This is a genomic window from Cohnella fermenti, from assembly GCF_004801405.1.
Lineage (GTDB): Bacteria > Bacillota > Bacilli > Paenibacillales > Paenibacillaceae > Cohnella > Cohnella fermenti.
Map to the genome: position 1 here is coordinate 119,502 of NZ_SSOB01000013.1, position 21,803 is coordinate 141,304.

20 protein-coding genes and 1 other annotated feature are annotated in these 21,803 nt (G+C 62.4%); of the genes, 6 read left to right on the plus strand and 14 right to left on the minus strand.

Annotated features, from left to right (window positions below; translation table 11 throughout):
• Positions 1-14: 14 nt before the first annotated feature.
• Complete coding sequence (locus E6C55_RS12230; RefSeq protein WP_136370077.1) at positions 15-1,304, minus strand: MFS transporter; 1,290 nt, start codon at positions 1,302-1,304, stop codon at positions 15-17.
• A gap of 226 nt (positions 1,305-1,530) precedes the next feature.
• Between E6C55_RS12230 and trhO the strand changes: the two genes are divergently transcribed.
• Positions 1,531-2,436, plus strand: coding sequence for an oxygen-dependent tRNA uridine(34) hydroxylase TrhO (gene trhO, locus E6C55_RS12235; RefSeq protein WP_211093570.1), 906 nt, complete (start codon positions 1,531-1,533; stop codon positions 2,434-2,436).
• 736 nt (positions 2,437-3,172) lie between these two features.
• Here the strand turns inward: trhO and E6C55_RS12240 are convergent.
• The 7 genes from E6C55_RS12240 to E6C55_RS12270 all read right to left on the minus strand — a co-directional run bounded on the left by E6C55_RS12240 (position 3,173) and on the right by E6C55_RS12270 (position 11,174).
• Positions 3,173-4,327 (minus strand): aminotransferase class I/II-fold pyridoxal phosphate-dependent enzyme, encoded by a 1,155-nt coding sequence (locus E6C55_RS12240; RefSeq protein ID WP_330999624.1) that lies wholly within the window; start codon positions 4,325-4,327, stop codon positions 3,173-3,175.
• A 115-nt stretch (positions 4,328-4,442) separates the two neighbouring features.
• Positions 4,443-4,686: a binding site (T-box leader), on the minus strand.
• 78 nt (positions 4,687-4,764) lie between these two features.
• Entirely contained in the window at positions 4,765-6,258 is a 1,494-nt protein-coding gene (locus E6C55_RS12245; RefSeq protein ID WP_136370079.1) for a 4-hydroxyphenylacetate 3-hydroxylase family protein, read from the minus strand.
• Positions 6,259-6,403: 145 nt separating this feature from the next.
• On the minus strand, positions 6,404-6,769 hold the full coding sequence (locus tag E6C55_RS12250) for an ArsR/SmtB family transcription factor (protein WP_136370080.1): 366 nt from the start codon (positions 6,767-6,769) through the stop codon (positions 6,404-6,406).
• A gap of 46 nt (positions 6,770-6,815) precedes the next feature.
• Positions 6,816-7,373: a GNAT family N-acetyltransferase gene (locus E6C55_RS12255; RefSeq protein WP_136370081.1), complete on the minus strand. Its 558-nt coding sequence runs from the start codon at positions 7,371-7,373 to the stop codon at positions 6,816-6,818.
• A 20-nt stretch (positions 7,374-7,393) separates the two neighbouring features.
• Positions 7,394-8,269: a cation diffusion facilitator family transporter gene (locus E6C55_RS12260; RefSeq protein WP_136370082.1), complete on the minus strand. Its 876-nt coding sequence runs from the start codon at positions 8,267-8,269 to the stop codon at positions 7,394-7,396.
• Between the two features lie 102 nt (positions 8,270-8,371).
• On the minus strand, positions 8,372-9,112 hold the full coding sequence (locus E6C55_RS12265) for a GTP pyrophosphokinase (protein WP_136370083.1): 741 nt from the start codon (positions 9,110-9,112) through the stop codon (positions 8,372-8,374).
• 106 nt (positions 9,113-9,218) lie between these two features.
• A complete protein-coding gene (locus tag E6C55_RS12270; protein ID WP_136370138.1) occupies positions 9,219-11,174 on the minus strand; it encodes an ATP-dependent DNA helicase in 1,956 nt (651 codons plus the stop codon).
• A gap of 170 nt (positions 11,175-11,344) precedes the next feature.
• On the opposite strand from E6C55_RS12270, the gene E6C55_RS12275 reads away from it, so the two are divergent.
• Both E6C55_RS12275 and E6C55_RS12280 read left to right on the plus strand, forming a co-directional pair.
• Positions 11,345-11,623 (plus strand): hypothetical protein, encoded by a 279-nt coding sequence (locus tag E6C55_RS12275; RefSeq protein WP_168735594.1) that lies wholly within the window; start codon positions 11,345-11,347, stop codon positions 11,621-11,623.
• Between the two features lie 148 nt (positions 11,624-11,771).
• Complete coding sequence (locus E6C55_RS12280) at positions 11,772-12,101, plus strand: hypothetical protein (protein WP_136370084.1); 330 nt, start codon at positions 11,772-11,774, stop codon at positions 12,099-12,101.
• Here the strand turns inward: E6C55_RS12280 and E6C55_RS12285 are convergent.
• The 3 genes from E6C55_RS12285 to fabF all read right to left on the minus strand — a co-directional run bounded on the left by E6C55_RS12285 (position 12,072) and on the right by fabF (position 15,416).
• Positions 12,072-12,980, minus strand: a complete 909-nt coding sequence (locus E6C55_RS12285) for a hypothetical protein (protein WP_136370085.1) — start codon at positions 12,978-12,980, stop codon at positions 12,072-12,074. The two genes, E6C55_RS12280 and E6C55_RS12285, sit on opposite strands and share 30 nt — an antisense overlap.
• 195 nt (positions 12,981-13,175) lie before the next feature.
• Positions 13,176-13,850: a hypothetical protein gene (locus tag E6C55_RS12290; protein WP_136370086.1), complete on the minus strand. Its 675-nt coding sequence runs from the start codon at positions 13,848-13,850 to the stop codon at positions 13,176-13,178.
• A gap of 318 nt (positions 13,851-14,168) precedes the next feature.
• Positions 14,169-15,416, minus strand: coding sequence for a beta-ketoacyl-ACP synthase II (gene fabF / locus E6C55_RS12295; RefSeq protein WP_136370087.1), 1,248 nt, complete (start codon positions 15,414-15,416; stop codon positions 14,169-14,171).
• A gap of 143 nt (positions 15,417-15,559) precedes the next feature.
• Between fabF and E6C55_RS12300 the strand changes: the two genes are divergently transcribed.
• The 3 genes from E6C55_RS12300 (at position 15,560) to E6C55_RS12310 (ending at position 18,350) form a co-directional block, all read left to right on the plus strand.
• The gene (locus E6C55_RS12300; protein ID WP_136370140.1) at positions 15,560-16,405 is read left to right on the plus strand and encodes a helix-turn-helix transcriptional regulator; all 846 of its coding nucleotides are present in this window, start codon (positions 15,560-15,562) and stop codon (positions 16,403-16,405) included.
• 188 nt (positions 16,406-16,593) lie between these two features.
• Positions 16,594-17,307 carry an ABC transporter ATP-binding protein gene (locus E6C55_RS12305; RefSeq protein ID WP_211093571.1) on the plus strand — a complete coding sequence of 238 codons (714 nt, stop codon included), beginning with the start codon at positions 16,594-16,596 and terminating at the stop codon, positions 17,305-17,307.
• Positions 17,304-18,350 (plus strand): ABC transporter permease, encoded by a 1,047-nt coding sequence (locus tag E6C55_RS12310; protein WP_136370089.1) that lies wholly within the window; start codon positions 17,304-17,306, stop codon positions 18,348-18,350. The genes E6C55_RS12305 and E6C55_RS12310 overlap by 4 nt, the downstream gene beginning before the upstream one ends.
• Before the next feature lie 58 nt (positions 18,351-18,408).
• On the opposite strand, the gene E6C55_RS12315 is transcribed toward E6C55_RS12310, so the two are convergent.
• The 3 genes from E6C55_RS12315 to E6C55_RS12325 all read right to left on the minus strand — a co-directional run bounded on the left by E6C55_RS12315 (position 18,409) and on the right by E6C55_RS12325 (position 21,732).
• Positions 18,409-18,762, minus strand: coding sequence for a hypothetical protein (locus tag E6C55_RS12315; RefSeq protein ID WP_136370090.1), 354 nt, complete (start codon positions 18,760-18,762; stop codon positions 18,409-18,411).
• Positions 18,763-18,912: 150 nt separating this feature from the next.
• Positions 18,913-20,283, minus strand: coding sequence for an aldehyde dehydrogenase (locus tag E6C55_RS12320; protein ID WP_136370091.1), 1,371 nt, complete (start codon positions 20,281-20,283; stop codon positions 18,913-18,915).
• Between the two features lie 24 nt (positions 20,284-20,307).
• On the minus strand, positions 20,308-21,732 hold the full coding sequence (locus E6C55_RS12325) for an aldehyde dehydrogenase family protein (protein WP_136370092.1): 1,425 nt from the start codon (positions 21,730-21,732) through the stop codon (positions 20,308-20,310).
• Positions 21,733-21,803 lie beyond the last annotated feature (71 nt).

Genomic DNA, 21,803 nt, shown 5'->3' on the forward strand with positions numbered 1-21,803 from the left:
TTCGTTCATGCCCGTTAGTATGGGATGCGAACGTTCGATTTATGTCCCAGGTCCGGCTCCGTCCCCTTCGTCTCCTCTCCCCATAACCACACTGTAAGCGCCCCGACGACAATGGCAACAAAGAAGATGGAGAAAATCCCCCGCATCGACACATCCCTCGCCACCAGCTCGCCCACCAGGTAAGGACCGATCACTCCGCCGATGCGGCCGAACGATGCGGCCAAGCCGACTCCGGTGGAACGGATCGACGTCGGATAGTTCTCCGGCGTGTAGGCGTACATCGCTCCCCATGCCCCGAGATTGAAGAACGACAGACAGATTCCCATAACCAGCAAGGCCGCTTCCGTCCGGGACAGGCCGAAGCCGAGCGCGCTAACCGCCGTCAGCAGCAGATACGCCACAAGCACGAACTTGCGCCCGAGCTTCTCGATGAAGTAGGCCGCGGTGAAGTAGCCAGGCAGTTGCGCCAGCGTAATAATCAGCACGTATTCGAAGCTTTTGACCAGATCGAAGCCCATTCGTCCCATAACCGTCGGAAGCCAGAGGAAGATGCCATAATAGGAAAATACGACCGTGAACCAGAGCACCCACAGAGTGAGCGTAGCACGGCGATGGCGAGGGGCCCAGACGGCGCGGATGCGATCCGACAGACTCGGCTTCGCCCGCTGCAGCGAGGCGAAACGAGGCGAGTCGCTGATCGTTCGCCGCAGGTACAGCGCGTAAACCGCCGGAATCGCCCCGATCAGGAACGCGATTCGCCACCCGTGCGCGGGAATGACGAAGTAGGAGATCAGCGCTGATGCGATCCAGCCGACCGCCCAGAAGCTCTCCAGCAGGACGACATATCGCCCGCGGTCCGCCGCCGGCACGGATTCGGAGACGAGCGTCGACGCGACCGGAAGCTCGCCTCCGAGGCCGAAGCCGGCGACGAACCGCAGCAGGCACAGCACCGCGAAGCCGGAAGCGAGCGCGGACAAGCCGCTGGCAGCGGAGAAGATCAGCAGCGTCCACAGCAGCACCGCCTTGCGTCCGTAGCGATCCGCAAGCGCCCCCGCCACGGCGGCCCCGGCCGCCATCCCGATCGAATTGGTCGCCGTGAGCCAGCCGACCTCGCGCGCGCTCAAGTTCCAATCGACGACAAGCGCCGCAACGATAAAGCTGACCATCCCGACGTCCATTGCGTCGAACAGCCAACTGATGCCCGCGCTGAGCAGCAGCTTGCGCTTCCGTCGTCCGGTTACGTATAGAGCCTGCTCCTCGGAAGACCCGGTTCCGTTCGCGTTGCCGTTCGCGGCAGTCGTCATGAGTAGTCCCTTCCTCTCGCTTCCTTCTGGGAAATAATATTCGCAACGGGAAGCGCCGTTATGACAGCCATTTGACAAAACAGCCAAAGTTGCTTTATTCTATAAAGTGTTGTTTTTTGCGAGATTGCGGGTCCTTCATACACGATTTATAGGCGGTAGAGAGGACAACTTCTCTGCCGCTTCGCTTATTCTTGAACCATCTTCGATATAGAAAGGATCATATGCGATGATCAATCAACCCCCATATCGAGTTCTGCTCTACTATAAGTATGTCAAGCTTCCGGACGCCGAGGCGTTCGCGAACGAGCACCGCGCCTACTGCCACGCGCTGGGCCTGAAGGGCCGCATTCTCGTTGCGGAAGAGGGAATCAACGGCACCGTCTCCGGCACCTATGAGCAGACGGAGCAATACATGCTGGACATGAGGGCCAACCCGCTCTTCGACGGCATCGTCTTCAAGATCGACGAAGCGGAGGGCCACGCGTTCAAGAAGATGTTCGTGCGGCTGAAGCCGGAGCTTGTGACGCTTCGTTACGAGAAGCCGCTCGACCCTACGGTGTACAGCGGCAAGCGCCTGTCCCCGAAGGAGTTCCACGAGTACCTGCAGCGCGACGACGTCATTGTCCTCGACGGCCGCAACGATTACGAGTGGGACCTCGGCCACTTCCGCGGCGCGATTCGGCCGAGCGTCGAATCGTTTAAGGAATTCCCGGAGTGGGTGCGCAAGAACATGGGCGAGCACAAGGACAAGAAGGTGCTCACCTACTGCACCGGCGGCATCCGCTGCGAGAAGCTGACCGGCGTGCTGATGAACGAAGGCTTCGAGGACGTCTACCAGCTCGAAGGCGGCATCGTCACCTACGGCAAGGACGAAGAAGTGAAGGGCCGTCTGTTCGACGGCAAGTGCTACGTCTTCGACGAGCGCATCTCCGTGCCGATCAACCACACGGACGAAGACATCGTCGTCGGCCGCTGCCACCACTGCGGCGAACCGGCGGACACGTACGTCAACTGCACGGACGACACGTGCCACCTGCAGCACATCGTCTGCCCGGACTGCCTGGAAGAGAAGCACGGCTACTGCTCCGCCGAGTGCGAAGAGCACGACCGCGAGCTCGCCTCCGCCCGCTAAGCTGCTGCCTGCCGCCGCGGCACCTGGATCTGCCGCGCTCGTGGCGATCCGTTCTTGTGGCAATCCGCGCCCCGGCGTGGCTTCCGGACTCCGGATGGGCACTGAATGCCGGTTTTTTAGGCATTCAGTTGCTCGTTCGGAGCTTCGGCAGCGTGAATGGCCATTTTTTGAGCATTCAGGTGCTTCGGCGTGGCTCCCGGACCCTGAATGCTGATTTTTTGTGCATTCAACAGCTCGGGAGGAGTTGTTAGGGAGCTGAATGGTGATTTTTCAGGCATTCGTCTGCGAAGAGCAGACTATCCAGCAGAGTGGTCCCTCCACCAATCGTCTCCATGCCTCCAACTGTCCTCCGATACCGCCCCAAATGTCGGTTTTTCCGTCATTCGCATCGTCCCCCTGCTACTCTCACGCTCCAAATGTCGGTTTTTCCGTCATTCGCGCCGCCCCCCAGCTACTCCCGCGCCCCAAATGTCGGTTTTTCCGTCATTCGCGCCACCCTCCAGCTACTCCCGCGCCCCAAATGTCGGTTTTTCCGTCATTCGTACCGCTCACCAGCTACTCCCGCGCTCCAAATGTCGGTTTTCCCGTCATTCGCGCCACCCTCCAGCTACTCCCGTGCTCCAAATGTCGGTTTTCCCGTCATTCGCGTCGCTCCCCGGCACAGTCCGGTTGCTCCCCTTCCCCGCATTAGCCTGCCAACGTGCCGGCCTGGCAACCGTCTGCTGGTTAACCGTCGTCAGCCGCGAAGGCGATGCAGCCAGTTGCCCATCCGCTCCAGCGCTTCGTTTAGTTGGTTCATCGAGGAGGCGTACGTGCAGCGAATGTGCCCTTCCCCGCCAGCGCCGAAGACGTCTCCCGGAACCGTAACGACGTTCGCTTCGGCGAGCAGCCGCTCCGCGAATTGCGCCGAAGTCATTCCCGTATGCGCGATCGACGGGAACGCATAGAACGCGCCGCGCGGCTCCAGGCAAGGCAGGCCGATCTGGCGCAGCCCCTCGACGAACAGCCTTCTGCGCCGGTCGTACGATGCGACCATCCGGTCCTTCTCTTCCCGGCCGATCCTCAGCGACTCGAGCGCGGCGATCTGGCCGAGAATGGGCGCGCACATGACCGTGTATTGGTGGATCTTCAGCATGGCGCCGATCAGTTCGCGATGGCCGCAAGCGTAGCCGACCCGCCAGCCCGTCATCGCGAACGCCTTGGAGAACCCGCTGACGAGCAGCGTCCGCTCCTTCATGCCCGGCAGCGAGGCGAAGCTGATCTTGGCCTCCTCCCCATACGTCAGCTCCGCATAGATCTCGTCGGCGATGACGATCAGGTCGTTCTCCCGGACGAAGCTCGCGACAGGCAGCCAATCCTCGGCCGTCATCGTCGCCCCGGTCGGGTTGTTCGGGTAGCACAGGATAAGCACCTTCGATCTGGGAGTAACCTTCGCCCGCAGCGCCTCGACCGTCAGCTTGAAGCCGCTCGCCGCCTCCGTATCGACCGGCACGACCTTCCCCATCCCGAGCGACGTGATCGGCGAATAGGAGATGTAGCACGGCACCGGCATCAGGATCTCGTCCCCCGGACAGATCAGCGTCCGCAGCGCCAAGTCGATCGCCTCGCTGCTTCCGACCGTCACGAGAATCTCGCTGTCCGGCTCGTAGTCGACCGAGAACTCCTCGCTCAAATAATCCGCGATCGCTTCCCGCAGCTCAGGCATGCCCGAGTTCGACGTATACGATGTCCTCCCCTGCTCCAGAGCGCGGATGCACGCCTCCCGCACCACCTCCGGCGTCGCAAAATCCGGCTCGCCGACTCCAAGCGAGATGACCTCCTTCTTGCCGTCCAGCAGATCGAAGAACTTGCGAATGCCGGACGGCGGAATGTCGCGCACAACCGGATTCATTCTGTCCCTCAGATTCGATTCTTGCAGCTCCAGGCTCAGGCTCGGATAAGTTACTTTGTTCATCGCCAGTCTCCTCCTTAATCAACCCAAATAAAACAAAAAAACCCGTCCCCAAAAAAGGGACGAGTCTGCACCCGTGTTACCACCCTAGTTCCGTCCGAATCCAAACAAGACGGCGCTCCGCTCGCGTATCCATCAATACGCGTTCCCTTTAACGCTGGAATTGCGTCGGAACCTACTTGAATTCAGCCCGCTTCTCGGAGATGGCTTTCCGTTATCGCCTGAACGTCGGCTCTCACCTCGCCCGACTCTCTGGAGGAACAGCTCGATAACGTACTCTTTCTCGTCATAGAATTTATCATTCGCTTATAAAATTAAAGCTGAAATTAAAATTAAAGCTATTATAGCCGCGTTCCGTTCCAAGTTGCAAGCCTTTTTTATCGGCAGCTATTAGGCGGCCGCTCGCCCTCTTCGCCCGACAGCCCTCTCAAGAACTCGCCAACCCGCTCCCGATGAGCCTGCCTGAGAGTATAATGGTCCGCCAGCCGCGCCGCCACCCGCGTCGAATCGCCGAAGAAGAAGCGTTCGTACAGCGTCTGCCGTCCGCCGAACGAGCTGGCTGCGATCTCCCAGGCGAGGCGCAGCAAGGCGGTTTTGCTGCGGGCGTCGAGCCGGCCCGACTTCAGGTACGTCTCAAGCGCAGGGCCGTTCTCCGACGCGAAGTCCCGCTCCGTCGGCAGCATGATCAGCCCCCCGGCCCCGATCAATTGGAGAATGTCCACCATCCGCGGATAGAGTCGGGGATAGAGCAGATTGGCGGCGTACAGAATGTCCGGATTCGGGAGCATCGAGCCGAACCGATCCTTCTTCGCCGTCGCCTCCGAGGCGAGCAGCATCGACCGCAGCGTCTCTGCGGCCGCCATCAGCTCCGCCGACTTCTCCACCACATGCGAATACGCGCCAAGCCCCATCGTCTCGACCAGACTGTCCGCCAGCCCGCTCAGAAACTCTGTTTTGGCCAGAATTCGGCACAGAATCTGGTGGGAAGCGTGCGTGTGGAACCGGCTCAGCTCCATCCAGCGGTTAACCATGAACGGATCTCCGCACAGGAAGACGCGATTCGCAGGCACAAGCACTTGGTCGAAAATAACCAGAGAGTCCATCTCATCCAGCGAGGAGCCGAGGGGGTGTTCGCCGGCGGAATCGGATGATGCCCAGTTGTCCCGGCAGACGAAGCGCATGCCTTCAAGATTGTTCGGAACGGCGAAGACGAAGGCGTACGGGTTCTCCGTCGCGGACAAGTGAGGCAGCGGCACCGGGAACACAAGAATCTCCTCCGCCGTCGCCCCCTGCGTCGTCAGATAGAACGCCCCGCTTACGACAATCCCTTCCGCCGTGCGCCGGACGACGTGCGCGGCCGCGGGAACCTCCAGCGATTGCAGGAACGACGATATTCTCGCGGACGGAGGCTGAATGAACGCATGGGACAGCGTGATGTCGTTGTCCATGCAATAGCGGTAATAGCTCAGGGCGTTGTCCGCGTATTCGGGGTATTCCTTGGCGAACAGGCGGGCAGACACGCCGAAGGCCATAACCGCCGTGTTCATGTAGTCGGGCGAGCGCCCCAGGAACCCGTGATGCCGCTCGGCCCAGAGCCGCATCATCTCCCTCCGGCGGGCCAGATCGCGCTTCGTTCGAGGCTGCAAGTACGACAGCCCGGTCCGTTCTCCCGACTCCGGCCGCAGGAACGTCATCCGCTCCCGCAGCTTCTCCTCGTGCTGCATATCGTACAAGGCGGCCTGCGTCCGCATCAGCCCGCCGAACGCCGGGTGCGCCGACAGCTTCCCCGTCAGCCGCTCTCCGCGCAGCCATACGTCCGGCTTCGCCTCGTCGACGCGCGCGGCATATTGCTCCCCGTTCTTGATTCCCACCTCGGTATCCCCTTCCCGTTCGCCGCCTATTTTCCACCCATAGTGTATGTTCGGCTCCCGATCCGCGAATCCCCGCCCGACAAAAAAACCAGGGCATCCGCAAAGGCGAACCCGCCTCGCGAATACCCTGATGAATGCCGTGATCTCACTTGTGCTTCAGATGCTGCAGCGTCACGTGGAAAATCTGCTCGATATGCGAATCGTCGAGCGAATAATAGACCGTCTTGCCGACCTTGCGCCGCTTGACCATCCGCACGTTGCGAAGGTACCTGAGCTGGTGGGAGACGGCCGATTGCCCCATCTCCAGCAGCTCCGCCAGGTCGTGGACGCACAGCTCGCGCTCGAGCAGCGCCCCGATCAGCCTTACCCGCGTCGGGTCCCCGAGCGCCTTGAACCATTCGGCCATCTCGAGGACGGATGCCTCGTCCAGCAGCTCCTTGCGGACCTCGTCAAGATTCGGCTCCGTGCCGATGCACGCGCCCTCGCATTCCTCCATCAGGGACGGTTCCATTCCGGCTCCTCCTCTCCATGGCGCGCCATTCCTGCGAATGACGCCATTATAGCAGATCGGGCGTCCGCTCGGGAAGAAGCAGCTCGTACTTGCAGAAGCCGCCCTCCGACACTCCCCTGTGCGCAAACCCCATACGCGTATAAAAGTCGTTCAGAACGGGGTTGTCCGCAATGCAGTCGAGCCGAATCCGGTCCTGCCCGCCGAAGCGAATGCCGCTTCTCACCCACGCGAGCATGTCCCGGCCAAGCTGCCTGCCGCGGTACAGCCTCGAGACGGCAAGCCGATGCACGTACACCGCTCCCTCGTGCCCTTCGCCGCCCCACAGGTCGAGATCCCACGCGCTCGGCTGCCGCAGCAGCATGACCACGCCGGCCAGCTCCTCTTCCCGCTCGAACACGAACACGTCGCCCCTGCGGACGGCGTCCTCCGTGTGATGGTAATCGTTCCCTTCGAGCAGCGCGCCCCATTGCGAAGAGCCCATGCTGCGAAGCCAGGCGGCCGTCTGGACGAGCAGCTCCATCACCCGCGCCGCATCCTCGGGCCGCGCCTCGCGAACCCGGATCTCCTCGTTGACCTTCTGCGTCACATACCGATAATTCGCCATCGCTCGTGCTCCCGAAGCCGTCAGGCTCCTTCTCCCTCCGGTTCAATATGGATGAAGACATGCTTCACGCCGTGCGCCGTTCCCATTCGCCGCTCGATCTCTTCCGTAATGCCGTGGCTCTCCGCCACGTTTAAGCTGGCCGCCACTTCAACGGTCGCGTCGAGCAGCACATTGTTGCCGTGAACGCGCGCCTTCACGTCCTTAACCCGCGCGACGCCGGGCGTGCTCCCGATCGTCTCGCGGAATCGCTGCAGCGCCTTCTCGTCGAAGCCGTCCGTCAGCGCATGGCTCGAATCGCGGAAAATATCGACCGCCGTCTTGCAGATCAACAAGCCGACCGCAAGTGCGGCGGCCGGATCGAGCCAAGCGAAGCCGAGCTTCGCCCCGATGATGCCGACGAACGCCCCGAGGCTGACCATCGCGTCCGAGCGGTTGTCCTGCGCCGTCGCCAGCATCGCCCGGCTCTCGATTCGATGAGCAAGCCGCGAATTGTAGACGTAGACGACGAGCATGACGCACGCGCAGAACAGCGCGGTCCATGCCGTGAGCAGGTCGGGCTCCGTGTACGCTCCCGACACGAAGTTCGCAACCGCCTGATAGAGCACCTGCAAGCCGACGACAAGCATGATGAACGAGGCGAGAAGCGCCGCCACCGTCTCCGCGCGGAAGTGGCCGTACCGATGGTTCTGGTCCGGAGGCTTGCGGGAGATGCGCAGCCCGATCCACACCGCCGCGGACGCAACGATGTCGGTCGAATTGTTCAGGCCGTCCGCACGGAGCGCTTCCGAATGGTAGGCGAACCCGATCCACAGCTTCATGCAGGCGAGAACGATGTACACCCCGATGCTGAGCAGGGCGCCTCTCTCTCCTTGCTTGATTTTCTCGTAAGCTTCCAACACCGGCCTCCTTCACCCTCTCGGCCTCGCGGTGCCCCGCCGACGCGAGATGGCGATATTCCGATAAGCTACCAGTGTTGCCCAATTCCGCCCGTTCTATCCTTATTCGCTGCCGGCGAACAGCTTCAGCAGATCGGGCGGAATCTGGAGCGGGCCGGCTTGTCCGAGAAGCTGTCCCAGCTTCGCCTGAAGCTCGTCCTCCCGTTCCGACTTGATCTGGCCGATCTCGTTCTGCAGCCGCTCCATCTTCTTGTCGAGCTGGAACGCCGCCTCGGCCGCCTCCTTAAGCTCTTCCGTCAGCCGGCTCGGCACCGTCTCGTCGTATTTATAATAGATTTTGTGCTCGAGGCTGGCCCAGAAGTCCATCGCAATCGTGCGAATCTGAATCTCGACGCACACCTGCTCCTCGCGGTCCGACATGAACACCGGAACGTCGACGAGCAGATGCAGGCTCCGGTAGCCGTTGCCCTTCGGACGCTCGATATAATCCTTCTCTTCGATAAGCGTCAAGTCTCGCTGCGAGAGCAGCATATCGCGAATTCGATATATATCCGCAATGAACGAGCAAGTAATTCGCAGGCCCGCGATATCCTTGATGCTGCTCCGGATCTCCGACAGGCTGAATGGGCAGTTCTTCCTCCGGATCTTGTTCAGGATGCTCTCCGGCGACTTGAGCCGCGACTTCGTATGCTCGATAGGATTGTAATCGTGAAGCAGTTGGAACTCTTCCTGCAGAATCTCCACCTTGGTCTCAAGCTCGGCAAGCGCGAATTTATAAAGCATCATAAAGCGAGTAATCTCGTCTCGGAACTGCTTGAGTTGCGTAACCGGGAATGGATTCATCGTATCTCTCCGATCGTTGCTGTTTAACGGGCTGTTGCCGCCATGCCAATCTCTTCTATTGTAGGGGATGACGGCCCCAAGAACAAATCGGCGCGTCAGCGATGCCTTAGCGGCGCTGCAGCGCTTCGAGAACGACTCCCTCCGGCAGCAGCCCCTGCACGATCTCCCGCAATTCCGCGGAGGCCGCCAGCCCCTCGTCGAGAATCGCGACTCGCCCGCGATCCTCGCGGGTCCGGATCAACCGGCCGATCCCCTGGCGCAGCCTGAGCAGCATATACGGCAGTTCCACTTCCTCGTACGGGTTCGCGGAGGCGTTCCTTCTCGCTTCGAAGACCGGGTCCTGCGGGGGCCATGGCAGCGACCAGACGATCACGTTCGACAGAGAGGGGCCCGGAATGTCCAAGCCCTCCCAGAGCGTCACGGCCGCGAGAACGGTTCTCTCTTCGTTCTGGAAGTCCGAGATGAGGCCCGAGATCTCCCGGTCCCCTTCGAACAGGAACGGGTAATCGGCCGCGCCTCTCAGCTCCTCGCTCTCCTTCTTGAAGCGATTCAGCTCCTCCCGCGAGTTGAAGAGCAGCAGCGCCCGGCCATCGGTATGGCCGATCTGCGCCAGCGCCGCCCCCGTCTTCTCCGCCGAATTCGCGAAGCCGCCTTGCAGGGGCGCGAACGCCTCCATCCGCTCCGCATACTCGTACGGGGAGTCGACGCTGAACGACTTGCCGGCATCGATGCCGAGGCTGTCCGCCAGATAGTCGAACGAGCCGCGGACCGACAGCGTCGCGGAGGAGAAGATGACCGGCATCCGCTGCGAGAACACCCGCTCCCGCAGCACCTCCTTGACCGCCCGCGGCATAATGACAAGCATAAGCCCTTCCGGGCTGTCCTGCGCCCAGCAGATCGGCGTCTCGCCCCGGCCGAACAAGGCGAGCGCCCGCTGCATCAGCTCGAGATGCTCCTCGACGATCTTCAGATGGTAATCGTTCAGCGTATACAGCTCGCTCTCGAACACAAGCTCCTCCTCGACGAGATCCAGGGCGGAGCGAAGCTTCCCGATCTCGCGCAGCAGCTCCTCGCCGGCCTCGACACGCTTGCGGCTTGAGCCCGCGACCGCCTTGCTTGTCCGCTCGAGCAGCAGGAACAGCGCATCGCTTCGCATCAGCGCATCCTCGATGGCGAGCGCAAGCGATTCGCGGATCTCGCCATCGAGAAGCCGGGTGATGAGCGACTCGAAGACCGAATGCTTAAGCCGGTAGGTGAGCGCCTTCTGGGCCGCCGTCTCCAGCAGATGGCCTTCGTCGAACACGACCGCGCTGTGGTCGGGAAGCAGCGGGAGCTGCCCTTCCCGCTTGCGGCTCTCGAAGGTCCAGACATGCTCCATATAGAAGTCGTGCGAGCAGACGATCAGATCGGAAGACCCGCGGTAATGATCGCGCGACAGCGTCTGGCCGCAGCGGTGGCGGCGGTCGCAGACGAAGCAGTCCTGGAACGGGTCCCAATTGATCCGCTCCCACTGCTCGTCGTTCAGATACGGATACTGCTTGCGATCGCCGTATGCATGGAACGCTTGCATCGCCGCAGACTTGTAGACGAAGTCCGGCAGCTCCCTGCTGACGCTGTCGAACAGCTCCGCCTCGGCGTCCTTCTCCCGGGCCTCGTCCAGCTTCCTGAGGCACAGGTACTTGTCCGGCGACTTGCCGAGCCTGGCGTCGATCGTGAGCTGAAGATGCTTCGCTATCTTCGCCAGATCGCCCTCCGGCTTGACGAGCTGCTCGATCAGCGACTCGTCCGCGCAGGCGATAATGACCGGCTTGCCGACATACCTGGCGTAGCAGACCGAATACAGCAGATAGACAAGCGTCTTGCCGGTGCCGACGCCCGCCTCCGCGAAGAGCGTCGCCTTGTCGGCGAACGCCCGTTCCAACTGGTACGCCATATAGATCTGTTCGTCGCGGATCTCGAAGCCGGCTTCCGGCAGGATGTCGTAGAACACATCGGCGACCCATTCGCCGACCTGCTGAAGGAACGGCTTGTTTTTCTCGTAGACGAAGGGATAACGATTCAAGAACAATCAACCTTTCTCCTCGCAATTGAGTGAATATATCATGAATCGCGGAAGCGGCGCAATCGTTTTTTTGGAATACCCTATTTTTGAATACCCTATAGACGAATAACCATATAAGGGGCACCGTGCATACAATACCGCAGACCATCTCACAGGAGGGATTGCCCGCCATGCTCATGCCGTTCGCGAACCAAGGCCAGCAACAGCCGCTGCAACAGCAGCAGCAGCCGTCCGGCAGCGGCGTAACCGTACAGCAGAAAGCAACGTACTTCATGGGAAGGCCGGTCGGCATCTCCTTCCGGAACGGAACGGGCGCATCCGGCATTCTGTGCAACGTGCAGAACGGCCAGTTGTCGCTGCTGCAGTACTTGTACCACTCCCAGTTCGCCACCTTCCACTACCCGCTGACGGACATCGCCGACGTGCTTCCTTATCCGACCTGCGGCTGATTCCCGCACGAGGACCGGCGCCCGATCCGGACGCACCGCTCCCTCGCCCCTCCCGCCGACCGAGCATGGCTTCGGATGCGGCTGAAGGGGCGTTTTTCCCATACACATTATCTGGTAAAATAAAGAAAACCCCCGAGGAGGTTCGCGCATGAGAAACTTCGCGGTTGCAGCGGGAGGGCTCGCATCGCTCGGCTGCCTTCTGCTGTGCGGATTGTTGCTGCTGTGGAATCCTTATTCCGACGCCAGCCCCGGAAGCGGAACGATCGCCGTCGTCACCTTCATGCTGATTCTGCCCGCCTGCCTTGGCCTGATCGGCGCGATCCTGCAATCCCCGGTGCTGCTCGTCGTCGTCTTCGTCTGGTCGCTGCCGGTCGGGGGCTATCTCGCGATTGCGGCGATTCCCGGCCTGTTTAACCTGTTCGCGGCCGTTCTCCTGCTCTATCTGCTCTCAGCCGTCCTCCTGAGAAGGAACCCGTAGCACGAACGACACGGTCATTCCCTCTCCGCCTCGTTGGAATTGCCCCCAGATTTTGTACAGGCCGCCCTTCGGGAACGTCGCGGCGAATACCGCCTGGGGGCCGGACGCGCTCGCGTTCACGGGATGCACGTGCAGCATCTCCTGCGCGCCTTCGCTGATCGCGATAACATGGCCGATCGCCCCCAGGTAAGGCTCCAGATCGCGCACGGGCTTGCCCGTCTGCTCGTCCCGGAACGCGAACGTCAGCGAGGACGGCATCCCGGCCATCAGGTGCGCCGCAGTCAGCGCGATCTCCACCCCGTTCGCGGAAGCGGAGAACGATTCGCTCGGAGCCAGCGCCTCGCCGCTCGCGCTTGGTCCTTGAACCTCGATCTCGGCGGTGCGCGTCAATTCGTTCAGGCCGGTCGGCCTGAAGCCCGCGAACAGCTTGTAGCGTCCGCCGCTCGGGAACACGACGGGAATGCGGAACTCGCCGCCCCCTTCGCCGCCCCCTTCATAAACGGGATGCAGGTGCTGGAACGACGCGAGGTCCTTGCTGACGACGATGAGATGCATCAGCTTCTCGTGGCTCAGCTCCAATCCGTCGATCGGAGTGCCATCCCTGTCGCGAAGCCGAATGACCAGCTTGGCGGGCCGCTCCGCGCTCGGCACTCCTTCCGGCCAGCTCCAGGAGGCGAGCTTGCTCCTCTCCTCCTCCGTCTCCGGCGCCTCATCCTCGCCCTCGTGCGTATGCGTGTGCGAGTGTGTATGCGTGTGCGAGCGAGCAGGCGCCATCGTGTCGATGACCGCCGCCTGGGCGCCATTCCCGCTGCCGAGCGGGGCGAACAAGCCGGCTCCCCCGAGAAGGAGTGCCGCCGCCGCTCGCTTCCATCGTTCCATGTTGTTTTCTCTCCTTATAGAGCTGTGCATTCGAATCCCCTTAGTAGTGTCTCCAACTCCTTCCATTCATTCCCGTCATTCCCGCCTATCCGTTCATCCCTGCCGCAGCCGTTCGTCGCCCGGAACGAGCAGCAGCGGCGCTCGGAGAAGCTCTCCGGGCGCCGCTGCTTATAAAGCCTATCGATGGAGCTGCGATTACGCTTGGGGTTGTTCGCTGGCATCCGCCGTCTCGCCTGCCGCCTTCTCTTGCTCCTCCAGAATCCGGTACAGCCCGTCCAGAATGAGATCGGCCGGATCGCGATTGAGCAGGAAGTGCGCCAGCAGCAGATGGAGCGGCATCGCCACGACGTTATTGCCGTCCTTGTACTTCGGGAAGCCGGCTTCGAGCACCGGACCGTGCTCGGGGTGAAGATCGAGACCGGAATAAATCTCGTCCGGACCGAATTCCTCCTTGATCGTGCCGAAGCAATGCGGAAGAATGTGGCCGTCCATCACCTTCTTCGCCTCGTCCTCATTCTGCGGCGGCCTCGGGAGCAGCACGCTCTCCGGCGACTTCATCAGGTCGACGAAGAAGGAGGACATCCACAGCGCCGGATTCGGACGCGTCTGGAAGTTGCTCAGCAGCTCGCGCAGGAAAAACCCGCACACGTAAGCGTTCCCATCTTCCTTCGTTACGCGGAACGTGAACATCGGCCCGTACACATTGTGCTGAGTGACCTGCCCGTCCACCTTGCAGCCTTCGAATTGCGATTGAAGCGCAACGATGCCGTTATGATGGAGCGCCTTCACGAGCTCCTTCATCTGTTCCATCGCTTTCTCCGCTTCTTGGCGTTCTTGATTTTCTTGACCGTTATCTTGGGTTGTCGTCATCCATAGCACCTACCTTAGTCCTATCATACCATCGGAAGGGCTTCGGAAGGAAGAGAACGAGGCGGTGATCGGCAAAAAACTTCTATGCATGGCAGGAGCTGACGGTAGGCGGATGAAGCGACTTGGGTACCCCCACCCCGTATCTGCTGCTGCGCGGGCCGATGGGGGCCACTATCCCTTTTTGCCAAAGGGTGCCTTATCCCCTCTCGTCAGTATCCCAATTATTGGAAACCCTCAACCTGATCGGCAGGGATAAGCCACCCTTTTTCGAAAAAGCAAATGGTACGCCCCCACCTCCCCCTCGCCTTCGCCCCGGTATTACTCCTCCTCCGGCACCACCGCCCGGAGCAGAATAACCGCGTTATGGCCGCCGAAGCCGAACGAGTTCGACATGCCGACGCGAAGCGCGGCCTTGCGTGCGACGTTCGGGACACAGTCGATGTCGCATGCCGGATCGGGACGCTCGTAATTGATCGTCGGCGGAATCAGCCCGTCCTGCAAGCTCTTGACGAGCGCGATCGCCTCCACCCCGCCCGACGCGCCGAGCAGATGGCCAAGCATCGACTTGTTCGCCGTGACCGGAACCCGCCCGGCCCGCTCCCCGAACAGCCGCTTGATCGCAAGCGTCTCCGACAGATCGCCGATCGGCGTGCTCGTCGCGTGGGCGCTGATGACGTCGACGTCATCCGGCGCAAGACCGGCTTCAGCCAGCGCGGCCCGCATCGCCAAGTAAGCGCCGTAGCCCTCCGGATGCGTCGCCACCATATGATAAGCGTCCGAGCTGGCACCATAACCGATGACCTCGGCATGAATGCGGGCGCCGCGCCGACGCGCGTGGCTCAGCGACTCCAGCACGACAACGCCCGCCCCCTCCCCCATGACGAAGCCGTCGCGGTCCGCGTCGAACGGGCGGCTTGCCCGCGCCGGCTCCCCGTTGCGGGTCGAGAGCGATGTCGCGTTGCCGAAGCTCGCGAGCGAGATCGGCTCGACCGCCGCCTCCGCCCCGCCGGCGAATGCCGCGTCCGCGAGGCCGAGGCGGATCAGCCGGAACGCCTCGCCGATCGCGGTGTTGCCAATCGAGCAGGCCGTGACCGGCGACATCGACGGCCCCATCGCCCCGAAGCGAATGCCGATCGTTGCCGCCGCCATGTTCGAGATCATCATCGGCACGAGCAGCGGGCTGACGCGGTCCGGCCCTCTCTCCCGGAGCACCCCTTCCTGCTCGTGCAGCGTCCGAATTCCGCCCGTGCCGGAGCCGATATAGACGGCCAGACGCTCCTTGTCCACCGCGGCCGCCCCCAAGCCGGAATCGTCCCACGCCTGCTCGGCCGCCGCCAGCGCGAACTGGGTGAAGCGATCCATTCTTCGCGCTTCCTTCCTGCCGAACCGGCCGTCCGCGTCGAAGTCGCGCACGCTTCCCGCGATTCGCGTCTTGAACGCACTCGCATCGAAAACATCGATCTCGCGAATGCCGGATTCGCCCCTCGCCATCTTCCCCCACATCGTCTCCGCATCGTTGCCGAGCGGCGTAATCGCACCCATGCCCGTGATGACGACTCGTTCCATCGTTTTAGTACCTCCTCTTAATAGCTGACGATGGAACTAGAATGACACAGCAAGTATCCTATTACAAGTTGTCGTTTATCCTAGTATAATAACTACTATGATGATTCAAGGTAATGGAGAGGAATGCGAACATGAGAACGACCATGAACCGATCCGCCCGCCTTCAAGCGCTGTCCGCCTTCCTGCAATCGCAGCGCGCGAAGCTCAGGCCGTCCGAAGCCGGCTTCCCCGAGGGCGGCCGCCGCCGAACGCCGGGCCTGCGGCGCGAGGAAGTCGCCCAGCTCGCCGGCGTCAGCCTGACCTGGTACACCTGGCTCGAGCAAGGCCGCGACATCCAGGCTTCCTCGGCCGTGCTCGATGCGATCGCGAGCGCGCTCCGGCTGACGAAGGACGAGCGCAAGTACTTGTTCTCGCTGGCGCTGGAGAGCGGAGAGCCCGCCCCCCTGCCGCAGGAGCCGCCCCGCATCGACGCGCCGCTGCGCCATATTCTGAAGGAGCTCGCCTCGTGCCCGACGATCGTCTCCGACCGCCGCTGCCAGATCGTCGGGTGGAACGAAGCCGCATCGCATATTTTCCTCGACTTCGACCGGATCGCCCCGGAGCGCCGCAACCTCATTCGGCTGCTGTTCGAGCGGAAGGAATTCCGCCGGCTCGCCGTCAACTGGGAGCTGTTCGTCGGCGGGTTCCTCGCCATCTTCCGCTCCTACTACGGGGAATACGTGGGAGACGGCTGGTACGAGACATTCCTGGAAGAGATGAGCGAGCTCGACCCGGACTTCCTCCGCTTGTGGGAAGCGAGCAAGGTCAGCTCGGCTCCCGAGATGGTCATCGAGTTCCGGCACGCGAAGGCCGGCAAGATGCAGTTCCACCTGACGTCGCTGATGATCCACGGAAGTCCCGACCTGCGCTGCAGCGTGTACACCCCCGACCCGGGCACGACGACCGAAGAGAAGCTGCGGCGCTTGATGGCCAGAACCCAATCGTCGTAAGCCGCCGCCTCCCTCTCTATCCACGTTCTCCCAAGTCACCTATAATAGGGGCATGACCATCACTCACTTATATCCAGTCGACAAAAAAAAGGGAGGGCGAGGCTGTGGCGGACAACGAGCAGCAACGGGGACAAGCGTCGAACGCGGCGGTCGATGAAGCGCCCGTCAACGGGCTTAAGCTTCCGGCTATTGATCTTAAGGGCGCCTCGAGAAGCTATGGAAGCCGGACGATCTTGAAGGACCTGAGCCTCACCGTCGAGCGCGGCGAGCTGTTCGGACTGCTCGGCCCGTCCGGCTCGGGGAAGACGACGCTCATCAAGCTGATCACCGGGCTCGAGGCTGCAAGCGCCGGAGAGGCGACGCTGCTCGGGAAGCGGGTGCCGAACCGGCAAGTTCTCGCGAAAGTCGGCTATATGGCGCAGGCGGATGCCCTGTACAACGAGCTGACAGGCACACAGAATTTGGAATTCTTCGCAGCGCTCTACGGGCTGTCCGGAGCAAGGCGGCAGGAGCGGATCGAGAGCGTCCTTGCGCTCGTCGACCTGACCGAGCATCGCAGCAAGCCCGTCTCCGCGTATTCGGGCGGCATGAAGCGGCGGCTCTCGCTCGCCGTCGCGCTGCTCCACGAGCCGGAGCTGCTGCTGCTCGACGAGCCTACCGTCGGCATCGATCCGGCGCTGCGCCAGTCGATCTGGGCGGAGCTGCTCGCGCTGCGCGGCCGCGGAATCACCATCGTCCTGACGACACACGTCATGGACGAAGCCGACCGCTGCGACCGGATCGGGCTTATCCGCGACGGCAGACTGATCGCGATCGGCAGCCCCGACGAGCTTCGCACGGCCACCGGCGCGGCCACGATCGAAGAAGCGTTCATCGTTCTCGGAAGGGGGACGGAAGCATGAGAATACGTGCGCTTGCTCTCCGCATTCTTCGCCAATTCGGCAAGGACCGACGAACGCTTGCCTTGCTGTTCCTGGCGCCGCTGCTCGTTCTGACGCTGATGTACTTCGTCTTCAACGGCCAGAGCACCGCTCCGAAGCTGGCGGGGGTCGGCCTTCCGGAGTTTCTCGGCGCCAAGCTGACGGCCGCCGGAGCGGACCTCGTCTCCTATTCGTCCAAGGACGAGGCGGAGGCGGACCTTAAGGAAGGCAAGCTGTCGGCGATCGTCTTCACGGAGGGCAATCGGATCGCCGTGCGGCTCGAAGGCAGCGACCCAGCGGAAGCGAAGTCGGCCTTGCTGCTCCTGCAGCAGGCCATGCAGCCGGACGAATCGGCCGAGGCTACGACGAGCAGCGCCTTCTCGTCCCAGCTCCTCGTCTCTTACGAATACGGGGACGGCACACTCACGTCATTCGATTCGTTCGGACCGGTTCTCGTCGGCTTCTTCTCGTTCTTCTTCGTTTTCCTGCTCGCCGGCGTCGCCTTCCTGCGGGAACAGACAACGGGGACGCTGGAGCGGCTGATGGCGACGCCGATCCGCCGCTTCGAAGTGGCGGCCGGCTACCTCGCGGGCTTCGGCGTCTTCGCGATCCTGCAGGCCACGCTCATCGCCACGTACTCGATTCATGTGCTTGGGCTGTACATGGACGGTTCCTTCTGGCTTGTGCTGCTGACGAACCTTCTGCTGAGCCTGGTCGCCCTGACACTCGGCACGCTGCTGTCGTCGTTCGCCGGAAGCGAGTTCCAGATCATTCAATTCATCCCGGTCGTCATCGTGCCGCAGGTGTTCTTCTCCGGGCTGTTTAATCTCGACGCGATGAACCCGTGGCTGCAGAAGCTCAGCTACGTCATGCCGCTCTATTACGGAGCGGACGCGCTGAGGAGCGTTATGCTGCGCAGCGCAAGCTTCGCGGGCGTCTTGCCCGATCTCTCCATCCTGCTCGGCTTCTCCGCCCTCTTCTTCCTATTGAACCTGCTGGCGCTCGGGAAGCAGCGCGCCTTCTAACCGCGCGCGAACAGGGGCTGCCCGGCAACGCGGCAGCCCCTCTCTTCTTGTTGCGCACTTACGGATTCAGCGAGATTCGGTAGTTCGAGAGCTCCTCGACGATGTGCTCGCCGTCCTGATACACCCAGCGGAACCGGAACTGCTCTCCTTGATAGCCGGTTCTGACGCGAATGTCCGGAATGATGACGGATTCGAGATTGTCCCGGATTCTCGTCTCCAGCTCCTGCAGCCATTGTTCGTTCTCGCTGCGCATCCGCCGCGCATCCTCTTCGTTCCCGGCCGCGTTCAGGAAGTACGTAAGCGCAACCTCCTCCGCCGGCGTGTCCGGAGCGAACGGCATGCCCGAGCCCCGATAAATCTCCCGCACGGTATCCAGCCAATCCTTCTGCAAATCAATGGCAACCTCACGCATGACGTCATGCCCCTCCGTTCAAGCCGATACATACCCTCGAGAGACTATCATATTACAAAAACCGCGTCGGTTCAATGAACCCGTTCACATTCCATTCATCTTCCGTTCGTCTTCCGCTTCGCCTCGTTCGTATTCCCCTTCGCGTCCCGCTCAGCGGAACAGCTTGCGCAATATCGCGAGGCCGTTCTTCGCCGACGGATACCGGAATGAGAAGTCGAAGCGGACTGTCTGCTTCAGCACGCTTTTCTCATGGGTGAACGTCTTGAAGCTGTAGAGCCCGTGATAGCTTCCGATGCCGCTGGCGCCAACTCCGCCGAACGGCAGGTACGGCGTCGCGATGTGCATCAGCGTATCGTTGACGCAGCCGCCTCCGAACGGAATCGTCTCCAGCACCCGCTTCTCCGTCAGCTTCTCCCGCGTGAACAGGTAGAGCGCCAGCGGCTTCGGCCGTGCGTTCACCTGGGCGACGACCTCGTCCAGGCTCTCGTACTCGAGCACGGGAAGCACCGGGCCGAAAATCTCCTCGCCCATAACCGGCTGCCCCCAATCGGCAACAGAGACAACCGTCGGCGCGATCTTCAGCGTCTCCGGGTCCCGCTCGCCGCCGATAACCGCTTCCGTTCCTTCGAGCAAGCCGACCAGCCGCCTGTAGTGCCGCTCGTTCACGATCCGCCCCAGCTCCGGGCTGCGGATCGGCTCCGGGCCGTAGAACGCCTTGATCGCGCCGTCCAGCTCCTCCAGCAGCCTTGCCTTTACGTCGCGGTGAACGTAAATATAGTCAGGGGCGATGCACGTCTGCCCGGCGTTCATGAACTTGCCGAAGGCGATGCGCCTCGCCGCCAGCTTCGGGTCCGCGTCGCGATGAACGATGCAGGGGCTCTTCCCGCCGAGCTCCAGCGTCACCGGAATAAGCTGCTTCGCGGCCGCTTCCATGACGACCTTGCCGACCGGCACACTCCCCGTGAAGAAGATGTAGTCGAACGGCTGCTCGAGCAGCTCCCGGCTCGTCTCCGCGCCTCCGTGCACCGTAACCGCATGTTCGGGCGGGAAGACGGCCGACACGATCTCGCGCAGCACCTCCTCCACGCGGGGCGTCAGCTCCGACGGCTTCAGCACGACCGTATTGCCCGCCGCAATCGCGCCGACGAGCGGAGAGATCGCGAGCTGGAACGGGTAGTTGAACGGAGCGATGATCAGCGCCGTTCCGTAAGGCTCGCTGACGATGTAGCCGCCGGAGCCGACATGCGTCAGCGCCGTCTTGACCTTCCGCGGCTTCGCCCACTTGCGCAGCCGCTTGCGAATGAAGCGGATCTCCTCGTAGACGATGCCGATCTCGCTCATGTACGCCTCTCTCTCGGACTTCCCGAGATCTTGGCTCAGCGCCTCCATCACCTGCTTCTCCCGCGCCTTGATCGCGCCAAGCAGCTCGTTCAGCTTCCGGAGCCGAAGCTCCGTCCCCCGCGTCGCCCCGCCTGCGAACCACCTTTTCTGCTTGCGAACGATCTCTGCGATCTCGCTCATCCCGTTCCTCTCCCCGCCCGGTCGTCAGATTCGGATCGATACGAGCTTCAGCTCCGTCAGCTCTTCGATCGCGTACTTAATGCCTTCCCTGCCGATGCCGCTCTCCTTCACGCCGCCGTACGGCATGTGATCCACCCGGAATGTTGGAAAATCATTAATCATAACGCCCCCGACCTCAAGCCGGTCGGCCGCCCGCATCGCCGCGTGGATATCCTTCGTGTAGATGCCGGCCTGCAGCCCGTAGCGCGAACGGTTGACGCGAGCGATCGCCTCGTCGATCGAATCGACCGACTCCACGCAGACGACCGGACCGAACGCTTCCCGGCAGGAGAGCGGCTCGTCCTCGGGCACGCCGGTTACGATAGTCGGCGCGTAGACGCCGTCCGGCAACAGCCGGCCGCCGGCGACGATCCGCGCTCCCCGCTTCTCGGCCGCCCGGACCCAAGCGTCGATCCGCTGCGCTTCCCGCGGATGAATCAGCGCCGAGACGTCCGTGTCGTCCAGCGCCGGATCTCCCGTCTTCAGCCGCAGCGCCGCCTCCGCGAACTTGCCCAGGAACTCGTCCGTCCGCAAGCGATGGACGTAGATGCGCTGAATCGAGATGCACACCTGGCCGCCGAACGAGAACGCGCCCAGCACGCAGCGGTCGATCAGCTCGTCCGTCAGCTCCGCGCTCTCGTCCACAATCAGCGCGGAGTTCGAGCCCAGCTCCAGCGTCACCCGCTTCAGCCCCGCCTTGGCCCGCAGCGCGATGCCGACCTCGGGGCTGCCGGTGAACGTGATCGCCTTCACGCGTTCGTCCCGGACAAGCGCTTCCCCGACGACCGAGCCGCGGCCGGTCACAATGTTGAGCGCTCCGTCCGGCAAGCCCGCCTCGGCGAACAGCTCGCCGAGCGCCAGCGCGGACAGCGGCGTCTGCCCGGCGGGCTTCAGCACGACCGTGTTGCCCGCCGCTATCGCCGGTCCCACCTTGTGGGCCACGAGGTTAAAGGGGAAGTTAAACGGCGTGATCGCGCCGACGACGCCGAGCGGCTTGCGCACCGTGTACGCCACCCTGCCTTCTCCTCCGGGAGCGGCGTCCATCGGAATCGTCTCGCCGTGAATGCGCGTAGCCTCCATCGCCGCGAACCGATATGTCTGGATCGTCCTCGCGAGCTCCCCGCGCGCCGTCCGGATCGGCTTGGCCGCTTCGCGGACGAGCAGCCCGGCCAGCTCTTCCTTGCGGCTCTCCATCAGCCGAACAACCCGCTCCAGAATCGCGGAACGCTCGTGCGCGGGCATTCTCGCCATGATCGGCGCCGCCAGCTCGGCCGCATCGATCGCAAGCCCCGTCTCCGCCTCCCCCGCCTGGGCCACTTCGGCAATAACCCCACCGCCATAAGGGGACGTCAGCGCCGTGTACTCGCTTGCCTGCAGCCATTTTCCGCCAATCCAGAGCTCTCGTCTCATCGTTGTCATTCTCCTTCCGCTCCGAGCTTCCTTCCCTAAGAATACCACTTCTATCCTCTCTGATATATCCC